General features: G+C 34.3%; 11 protein-coding genes. 3 read left to right on the forward strand and 8 right to left on the reverse strand.

Going from position 1 to position 8,850, the window contains the following annotated elements:
• Positions 1-51: 51 nt before the first annotated feature.
• Positions 52-984 (reverse strand): helix-turn-helix transcriptional regulator, encoded by a 933-nt coding sequence (locus tag BCR26_RS09800; protein ID WP_069698807.1) that lies wholly within the window; start codon positions 982-984, stop codon positions 52-54.
• A 257-nt stretch (positions 985-1,241) separates the two neighbouring features.
• Here BCR26_RS09800 and BCR26_RS09805 point away from each other — a divergent pair, with 257 nt between their 5' ends.
• Positions 1,242-1,880 (forward strand): type 1 glutamine amidotransferase family protein, encoded by a 639-nt coding sequence (locus BCR26_RS09805; RefSeq protein WP_069698808.1) that lies wholly within the window; start codon positions 1,242-1,244, stop codon positions 1,878-1,880.
• Between the two features lie 195 nt (positions 1,881-2,075).
• Here the strand turns inward: BCR26_RS09805 and BCR26_RS18020 are convergent, their stop codons facing one another.
• Positions 2,076-2,276, reverse strand: a complete 201-nt coding sequence (locus BCR26_RS18020) for a hypothetical protein (protein WP_084387102.1) — start codon at positions 2,274-2,276, stop codon at positions 2,076-2,078.
• Positions 2,277-2,515: 239 nt separating this feature from the next.
• Between BCR26_RS18020 and BCR26_RS09810 the strand changes: the two genes are divergently transcribed.
• Entirely contained in the window at positions 2,516-3,271 is a 756-nt protein-coding gene (locus BCR26_RS09810) for a threonine/serine exporter family protein (RefSeq protein WP_069698809.1), read from the forward strand.
• Positions 3,272-3,283: 12 nt separating this feature from the next.
• Positions 3,284-3,745: a threonine/serine exporter family protein gene (locus tag BCR26_RS09815; protein ID WP_069698810.1), complete on the forward strand. Its 462-nt coding sequence runs from the start codon at positions 3,284-3,286 to the stop codon at positions 3,743-3,745.
• A 62-nt stretch (positions 3,746-3,807) separates the two neighbouring features.
• Here BCR26_RS09815 and BCR26_RS09820 read toward each other — a convergent pair whose 3' ends face one another.
• The 6 genes from BCR26_RS09820 to BCR26_RS18515 form a co-directional block, all read right to left on the reverse strand.
• Positions 3,808-4,593, reverse strand: a complete 786-nt coding sequence (locus BCR26_RS09820; RefSeq protein WP_069698811.1) for an ABC transporter ATP-binding protein — start codon at positions 4,591-4,593, stop codon at positions 3,808-3,810.
• Positions 4,590-5,477 (reverse strand): ABC transporter permease, encoded by an 888-nt coding sequence (locus BCR26_RS09825; protein ID WP_069698812.1) that lies wholly within the window; start codon positions 5,475-5,477, stop codon positions 4,590-4,592. The genes BCR26_RS09820 and BCR26_RS09825 overlap by 4 nt, the downstream gene beginning before the upstream one ends.
• Positions 5,478-5,550: 73 nt before the next feature.
• Positions 5,551-6,537 carry a tryptophan ABC transporter substrate-binding protein gene (trpX, locus tag BCR26_RS09830; protein ID WP_069698813.1) on the reverse strand — a complete coding sequence of 329 codons (987 nt, stop codon included), beginning with the start codon at positions 6,535-6,537 and terminating at the stop codon, positions 5,551-5,553.
• A 358-nt stretch (positions 6,538-6,895) separates the two neighbouring features.
• Positions 6,896-7,456 carry a GNAT family N-acetyltransferase gene (locus BCR26_RS09835; RefSeq protein ID WP_069698814.1) on the reverse strand — a complete coding sequence of 187 codons (561 nt, stop codon included), beginning with the start codon at positions 7,454-7,456 and terminating at the stop codon, positions 6,896-6,898.
• Between the two features lie 130 nt (positions 7,457-7,586).
• Complete coding sequence (locus BCR26_RS09840) at positions 7,587-8,234, reverse strand: hypothetical protein (RefSeq protein ID WP_069698815.1); 648 nt, start codon at positions 8,232-8,234, stop codon at positions 7,587-7,589.
• Positions 8,235-8,467: 233 nt separating this feature from the next.
• Positions 8,468-8,850 (reverse strand): hypothetical protein (locus tag BCR26_RS18515; protein WP_169818873.1); only part of this gene is annotated, 383 nt, incomplete at its 5' end.

The following is an 8,850-nucleotide window of genomic DNA, read 5'->3' on the forward strand; positions in this document are numbered from 1 at the left end:
CTTCATTTTCACATCAAAGTTATAGTCTTTTCCAGCAGCTCCCTTCAACAATCAACTTTTGTAGATACTAGCTATCTCCTCTATTCTACGTTTCATTTCTAAACGAATATGTAACGGTTCTAGACACTCACATTTATTCCCAAAACTTAATAGAAAATTGTAGTAGTATTCCCTCTCTAAAAAAGGAAACTCAACAATATAGTGCTCTTCACCATCTGGAGAAAAATTTTCATACGTGCAACAATCTAATACCTTATCCATGACCGATTTATGAATACGAAGTTTAATTTTTGTTTGTAAAGTTGTCAAAATATCAGTAAATTCTAACTGTGGTTTTTGATACTCTCTTGGCACAAAAAACTGCTCTTGTGTTTGGAGATTTGATATTCGAGATAGTTTAAATAAACGGAAATCATTTCTTTTAAGACAATATCCTTGCCAATACCAATGGCTACCTTTGAATACGAGTTGATATGGTTCGACTGTTCGTTCAGTTTTGTTTCCTTTGCTATCCAAATATTCAAAAGTCAGCAGTTTTCTTTCCTCTAAAGCCTTTTGGATAATAGTTAAATAGGTTTGTAAGTCTCTGTTCCCCATCCATGGACTTAAATCTATACATATTTGATTTGTTTTTACTTCAATGTCTTTGACTTTTTCATCAGGGATAAAACTTTTAATTTTTGTAAGAGCGTTAATCAATTCATCCCCCTTTATCATATTGGAAAGGCCAGAAAGTCCTATTAAAATAGTTGAAATATCAGAAGTCGAAAAAACTTTTTTATCAAGTTTATATTTCGGCATGATTTCAAAACCACCCCCTACTCCCGAGGTTGAGCGAACAGGAATACCTGCCATATTAATAGTGTCTACATCACGATAAATGGTTCGTTTCGAAACCTCAAACTTATCTGCTAACTTCTGAGCACTTATTCGTTCTTTATCAAGGAGAATCATAATAATACTAATAAGCCTGTGAACCTTCATCCAATAACCTCCTCTTGAAATTTGCTTCTATCATTGTATATTGTTGCCATAATGATGTCAACAATTGTGTGATACAGTAAAAACAAAGAAGGGAGGAATGATCATAGCCAAGATTGATAATAAGCAATCATCAAAATAAGACAACAAGAAAAGGGGCAACCATTGTTTTAAGAACACCATTAACGAAGTCTTACGTTTTATAAAAGTAAAAACAGTATAAACACTCGTTAGAAATAATGAATAAATGGAGGGATTTTATGTTAACAATATATATTTACGTTCTTGACACACTAGCAGACTGGGAGCTTGGGTATGTCATTTCAGAGTTAAATTCTGGTCGTTTTTTCAAAAAAGATGCAAAAAAAGTCACACTAAAAATGGTAAGTCATTCTAAGGAACCAATTAATACTATGGGAGGATTAACAATAATACCAACTTGCTTAATTGACGAGATAGAGGTAAGTGAAGCAAGCATATTGTTACTGCCAGGCGCAAATACATGGAGTGACCCAAAACATGGGGCTATCCTAGAGAAAGCAACCGAATTTCTCAAACTAAATGCTACAGTATGTGCTATTTGTGGAGCTACCTCAGCACTTGCTAATGTTGGACTTTTAGATAATCGTCCACACACCAGTAACGGGTTGGAATATCTTGAAGTATTTTCTCCTACTTATAAAGGTCAAAACTATTATATAGACCAACAATCTGTAGCAGATAAAAACCTGATTACTGCAAGTTGCACTGGAGCGTTACAGTGGACGAAACAAATTCTTGCCCATTTAGATGTTTTTCAATCAGACACACTGGAATCTTGGCACGACTATTTTAGCACTGGTGATTCCAAATATTTTTTTGCGCTGATGGAATCCTTACCGTCTAATAATGAAAGCTAGTTTATCAAAAAGGTTAATTAACGCACTACAACCATAGACCCTCCTTCTAAACCAAAAGAAGAGGTTCAAATATTCAGAACTTTCAAAATAAACTAGTTAAATAGATATTTACTACAGAAACTTAATCGATTATAGAAGAACAAACTAAAAACCCGACAAGCGAATACTTGTCGGGTAATGCTTCAGATGAACAATTTATAGATGCCTAGCTTTTGAAGAATGGATTCCTTTTTTGTGTCTTTTTTGATAAATACAAAATAGAGTACCTGTCACTTGAATCAATAAGATGATGGCTAAGAAAAAACTTAATCCCCAATTGTTCTGATCAATCGTTCGTTTTAGCAAAACTAATAAAACCAGACTGCTTATTGAATAGAGTGACCACTGTTTATTCATATTATAATAGACCCCTTCGGTTTGTTACTTATAGGATAGGACTTTTACCAACAAAAATCAAGAGCCATTAGCAGATAACTCATATTTATAGGGATTTTTTACTGTTTCTTTATCTTTCTAATCAAATTTTAAAGAAGATTTATTTTCTGACCCGAAGCTTCCTTTTTATCTATTTTAAAAGACTATAAAAGATGATAAACTAGATTTGTTGCGAATTTTCATATTGAAAGGAAAAAAGTATGTCAGAAAAAGAAAAGAATCAATTGATTTTAGATACTTGCCTAATGGCTGGAAAAATAATGACTGAAAGTGGTTCTGAAGTTTATCGTGTGGAAGATACAATGGATCGAATTGCAGCAAACGCTGGACAACCAGAAAGTGTCAGTTATGTAACAGCTACGGGACTTTTTATGGGATTTAGATCCAGTCCTTATACACAGTTAGAAAACGTTACTGAACGCAGTATCAATTTGGAAAAGGTTGCCGCTGTAAATAATCTCTCCCGAAAATTTGCTCAAAAAGAAATAAACCTTACTGAACTAAATCGGCGCTTAACAAATATTGATGACGAGGTCCCAACTTTTACTATTCCACTGCAAATTTTTTCTGCTGGTGTTGTAAGCTGTACATTAATGTATATTTTTGGTGGTACTTGGGATGACTTTCTTGCAACTTTCATTATCGGAATGATTGGATTTTCAGTTTCCTTTTCCGTCAGTACTTGGCTAAATATAAAGTTTCTAAATGATTTTTTAGCAGCATTTATCATTGGATTTTTGGCATATTTAGCCGTTCACTTCCATTTTGCTAAAAATATCGATAGTATTATTATCGGAGCTGTTATGCCTTTAGTTCCCGGTGTTGCAATCACAAACTCATTTAGGGATATCTTAGCTGGACATTTACTTAGTGGAACTGCTAGAGCTATGGAGGCTCTTTTTGTCGCAGGCTCAATTGGAGTTGGCATAGCCATCGTATTCAAAATTTTTATGTAGGAGCGTATTTTAATGGAATTTTTTATTCATTTTTTATTTAGTTATTTAAGTACAGTCACATTCGGTGTAGTGACTAATGTTCCCAGAAGAGTATTAAACGCTTGCGGCATTACAGGTGGGATTGGATGGATGATTTTTTGGTTAACTAAAAACTTAGAATCCGGTCAAGTTTTTGCTAATTTCTTGGGATCTGTTGGAATAGGATTAATGAGTATCTATTTTTCTAGAAAGAAAAAAATGCCTATGATTATTTTTAATATTCCTAGCTTAGTTCCTTTGGTACCTGGAGGTCCTGCCTATCAAGCTGTCAGAAGTTTTGTGCTTGGAGATTACACAACTGGTAGTTATTTTGCAATAAAAGTTATCTTAACTGCAGGAGCAATTGCTTCTGGATTTATGATAACTGGCATTGTTGAACGTATTGTAAAAGCTTTTCTCGATAGAACAAAATCAATAGATCGTACCTCCTACTGAATGCAAAACTATTATAGAACCCCTCAAAAAGTGATGTGAAATCAACTTCTGAGGGGTTATTTTTATTCCAGTGAAAATGCTTCAGATTCTTCTTCAAAAAACAGCAATAAATCTTGAATAGTCAATTTTTCTTTTTCTTCTTTGGTCAAATCCTTAATTATTTTTCCTTTTTTCAATACGATTAAGCGATTGCCATAGTTTAATGCATCTTCCATCCGATGAGTAATCATCAAACAAGTTAAATTTGCTTCTTTTATCCGTTGCTCCGTCAATACCATTAACTGCTTAGAAGTTTTAGGATCAAGAGCGGCAGTGTGTTCATCTAACAACAATAATTCTGGCTTCGTTAATGTTGCCATCAATAAACTCAACGCCTGTCTTTGACCACCAGATAAATTACCTGTTGGTGTATCTAGATGATTTTCCAGTCCGTTGCCAACTTCACTGCATATTTTAGTGAAATAGTCTCTTTGTTCATTTAACTTGCGCCGTTTTAATGTCCGTCTTTGCCCACGATATAAAGCTAAAAGTAAGTTTTCAGCAACTGTCATTCTAGGTGCTGTTCCCATCTTAGGATCTTGAAAAACTCTAGAAAAATATTTAGCCCTTTTTTCTTCTGAAAAATGAGTAATTGCTTCATTTTTAATGAATAATTGTCCCTCAGTTAAATTAATCGTTCCCGCGATAGTATTAAATAAAGTACTTTTTCCTGCACCATTTCCGCCTAAAACCGTTACAAAATTGCCTTGATTAATCGTCAAATTTACTTTATCTAAAATTGTTTTTGTTTCATTCATTCCGTTATCAATTGTTTTTATAGCATTTCTTAATTCTAAAACTTGACTCATTTGCTCTCCTCCTTTTCAGATAGAAAGTGTAAATTCAGTGCTTTTTTTAATTGTGGAATCATCAAGCAAATAGCTAAGATAACCGCAGAGAAAATTTTCAAGTAAGTTGTGTCGAATCCAAGCTTAATCACTAGTAATATTAACAATTGATAGATAATACTGCCTACAACAATCGCAACTAAACGCTCTGCAAAAGTCAATTCACCAAATAGAACTTCGCCGATAATGATTGAAGCTAAACCTATAACGATTACACCAGTTCCCTTATTCACATCCGCATAACCATCATTTTGAGCGATTAAAGCACCTGAAAGTGCAATCACCCCATTTGATAAGATTAACCCTAAGATCTTCATTGAATCAGTTTTGATTCCAATCGAACGTGCCATATTTTCATTATCGCCGGTTGCAATATAAGCTTGTCCTAAATTAGTATTGAAAAAAAATAGCAATAAACTAATAATAATGACTAGAAAAATAATTCCTAGAAAGACAATATCGTAATAGTTTGGCAAATTAAATGGAATAAAAAAATCTTGTATTTTAGGTTTATTTAATAAAGATAGATTTGGAGTTTGCATCACATACAAAATCACTGAATTCAAGCCTGACATAACTAGGATTCCTGCCAAGATAACCGGTATCTTTCCTTTAGTAAATAGTAACCCTGTCACTAAGCCTGCTCCCATACCTGCTAAAACACCTAATAATGTCGCTAAAACTGGTGAAACTCCTGAAGTAATAGCGGTCACACAAACCGCTCCTCCTAATGGGAATGACCCCTCTGTTGTCATATCGGGAAAATTTAAAATTCGATAAGTCATAAAAATTCCTAATCCTAGTATTGCCCATAACATTCCTTGTCCAATCGCTGAAACAATCATTTGATCCACTTCCTTATATTTATTAATCCAATAGTCATTACCTCTAGAATAATATCTTTTCCTAGAGCTATTCTTATTCGATAATTTTTGCTTTTTCTTTTAGTTTATCTGGTACTTTAATCCCTAGTTTCTCAGCTTGCTTTTCATTGATAATTATATCACCAGTCTTAAATGTATAAATTGGGGTAGTTGCTGGTTTAGATTTTCCTGATAAAATAGCTGCAGCCATTTTCCCTGTTTGGACACCCAAATCGAATTGATTAATTCCAACTGTAGCTAGTCCGCCTTGTTCTACCATGGTATCAACGGATGGGATAATTGGTGTTTTTGTTTTACTCGCTTCATTTACAACAGTCTGCATCGCATTTGCAATTGTATTATCAGTTGGTATATAAATAAAATCCACTTCGCTACTCATTACTTGGACTGTTTGAGCTATCTCATTACTTGATGGTACTGCGTAGGTTTGAACGGTCAGACCTTGGTTTTCTGCCATTTTCTTAGCTTCTTCTACTTGGTACTTAGAGTTTTCTTCTGATGAAGCATACAATATACCAAGTTTTTTAGCTTTTGGTAATAGTTTGGTGGCTAAATCTATTTGTTTGCCGACAGGTGATTTATCACTTACTCCAGTTATATTTCCACCTGGTTTTTCATTATCTTTTACCAAGCCTGCACTTACAGGGTCGGTGATGGCTCCCAAGACAATTGGAATTTTTGTTGTTGTATTTGCTAAAGCTTGGGCTGCTGGTGTGGCAATCCCAATCAATACATTCGATTTATCCTGAACTAGTTTTTGACTCATCGTTGACAACTTGCTTTGGTCTGCCTGACCATTTTGAAAAATAATTTTGACTGTTTCTCCATCAATAAAACCTTCATCTTTCAAACCTTTCTGAATTCCTTTATAAATCTCATCTAAAGCCGGATGGCTAACAAACTGAAGTACCCCAACAACTGGTATCTGTTCTTTTGCCTCCTCCTTTTTTTCAATAAAAAATGATCCGATTAAAAAAACAATAATTAGTCCAACAGCAATGTATAAACGACTTCTTTTCATTTAGTTTCCCTCCATATCAATATTTTTTAAACTAAAATAAAAAACAACAACGGTTCCTAATAAGGAGCGGCTGTTGTTTTGAAATAAACAAAAACCACATAGATAAACTTATCTACGTGGTTATAAATTCATTGTGAATAAACCAGCATAGATACAAAATTTAGAATCTATCTTCTAAAGTTGCATCTATGAGAGGAATCATACATACAACTATCTACGCCAGTTTTGCCATGAACTATTCAATTGGTTTAATGGTGTTGATAATTGTTTCATGTTTATTCCCTCCTGCAAGTTTCTTATTAGAATCAGTCTACACTATAAAGGTTTTGTTCGTCAAGAATAAATTAATTTTTCTTTTTTATTTTGATAAGAGACCGGAATTTAAGCGTTTTCGATAACTCCAAGCATCTTTTTGCTTTTCATATGGATAAAAACCTAGACTGGTAAACATTTTTTGTGAGGCACTATTCCAAGTAAAAACCTCACTGACATAAATATATTTCCGTTCCATTTTTTGTGCTTTATAAATAAAATATTTGGTGACACTTCTGCCAATCCCCTTATTTCTAAATCTTTTATCGATAACAATTGCGTAGTCATCCTCCGATAACCAAACATCTCCAATTGTACGAAACTGTTCTCCTACATTGTATTCAATATAGTACAACAAGCCATTTTCATTTTGCCAGTGATACATCTGTCGAATTTGTTTCTTCGTATAGATACTTGGAGCTCCTACAATATAATACATACTATCTGGATCTTGATACCAACGAAATGCTTCCCTACGTGTTCTATCGAATGGAACGAGTCGAATTTTTGCACTAACTTTTATTTTTTTCAAGGGATTTTTCTTTTGTATTGGAGGCTCTGATTCAATATTTTTTGTTTGAAAAAATCGCCATTTAGCACCGGTCATATTTACCACTTCTCATCCACACATCAAAAAAATAATTACTGTTTTCTTTTATGATAGTGTCTTTCTGCACGTTTCTGGCAAACCAACGCATAAAAAAGCCCTTCTTTCCCGCATAAATAATTACTTTATGTTATTGAGGCGATTCAGACGGAATTCCTTCCTGCTCTGTTGAGACTCCTGTTTCCTGCACCGCTTCTGATGATTGAATAGTAGAAGTTAGCGGAGGTGTAACCACTGGTGTTTCTGCTTGTCCACCAGAAGGCAATCGGTTAAATTCAGGTATAAATACTGTATTTAAATCTAAATCCTTCGTAAGAACTAAACGATTTTTTTCTTTCCCATTCTCGAAAAAAACAATTGTTGGTTCTGTTGCTACAATAGAATATTTCGTTTCTACGGCCTGAACATTATATACAATCGGATAAATATAAATGCCCCGATTAAATTCAGCTAATTTATCAGGTTTTTTCAAAATATCCATCACTTTTGTATATTGTTTTACATTAGGTTGAGAAAAAAGAACCGTAATTCCTTTTTGGTCTGCAATTACTTTATCCATAGTTCTATATTCTAAAACCGTTACTTTTTTTGAATCAATATTCTCATTAACTAATGACTGAATTTGAGAATTTCGAATATTTGCTTGTACTCTAGGAACAATAATAATCAAGCTTAATAAGAGCAATACCGCACCACCAATAATAATAGCGCCCAATCTTTTTTGTTTATTTAGTGACCCCATTAGATCATCCTTTGCATCTACAAATGTTTTCTTCAAGTTAGTTCATCTCACTTCCTAAGCTTATCCATTCTATTATACTAATACTTTTTATACTTGCCTAGTAGAACCAGTAAAAATTTTTCCCGTATGATTTAAAACTGGTGGTAGTAACTACAAATAAAGGAAACAACATTGTGCTTGTAACCACCTTGCTCAATTCTAACATGTTCCATACATAGAATAAACAGCTTTAACCACTTTAGATTGTGCTTCAACTACTCTGCAAGCAGTCATAATGAATCACAAAAATCAGATCCATCATCTGCTCCACAAGTGATCGCAGTGATTCGAAACATCGGGAACAACGATTCGACTCTCGACTTCTCCTTGTACTGTTCATCATCTGCTCCACAAGTGATCGCAGTGATTCGAAACATCGGGGACAACGATTCGACTCTCGACTTCTCCTTGTACTGTTCATCATCTGCTCCACAAGTGATCGCAGTGATTCGAAACATTGGGGACAACGATTCGACTCTCGACTTCTCCTTGTACTGTTCATCATCTGCTCCACAAGTGATCGCAGTGATTCGAAACATCGGGGACAACGATTCGACTCTCGACTTCTCCTTGTACTGTTCATCATCTGCTCCACAAGTGATCGCAGTGATTC

The sequence above is a fragment of the Enterococcus rivorum genome (genome assembly GCF_001742285.1).
Lineage (GTDB): Bacteria > Bacillota > Bacilli > Lactobacillales > Enterococcaceae > Enterococcus_L > Enterococcus_L rivorum.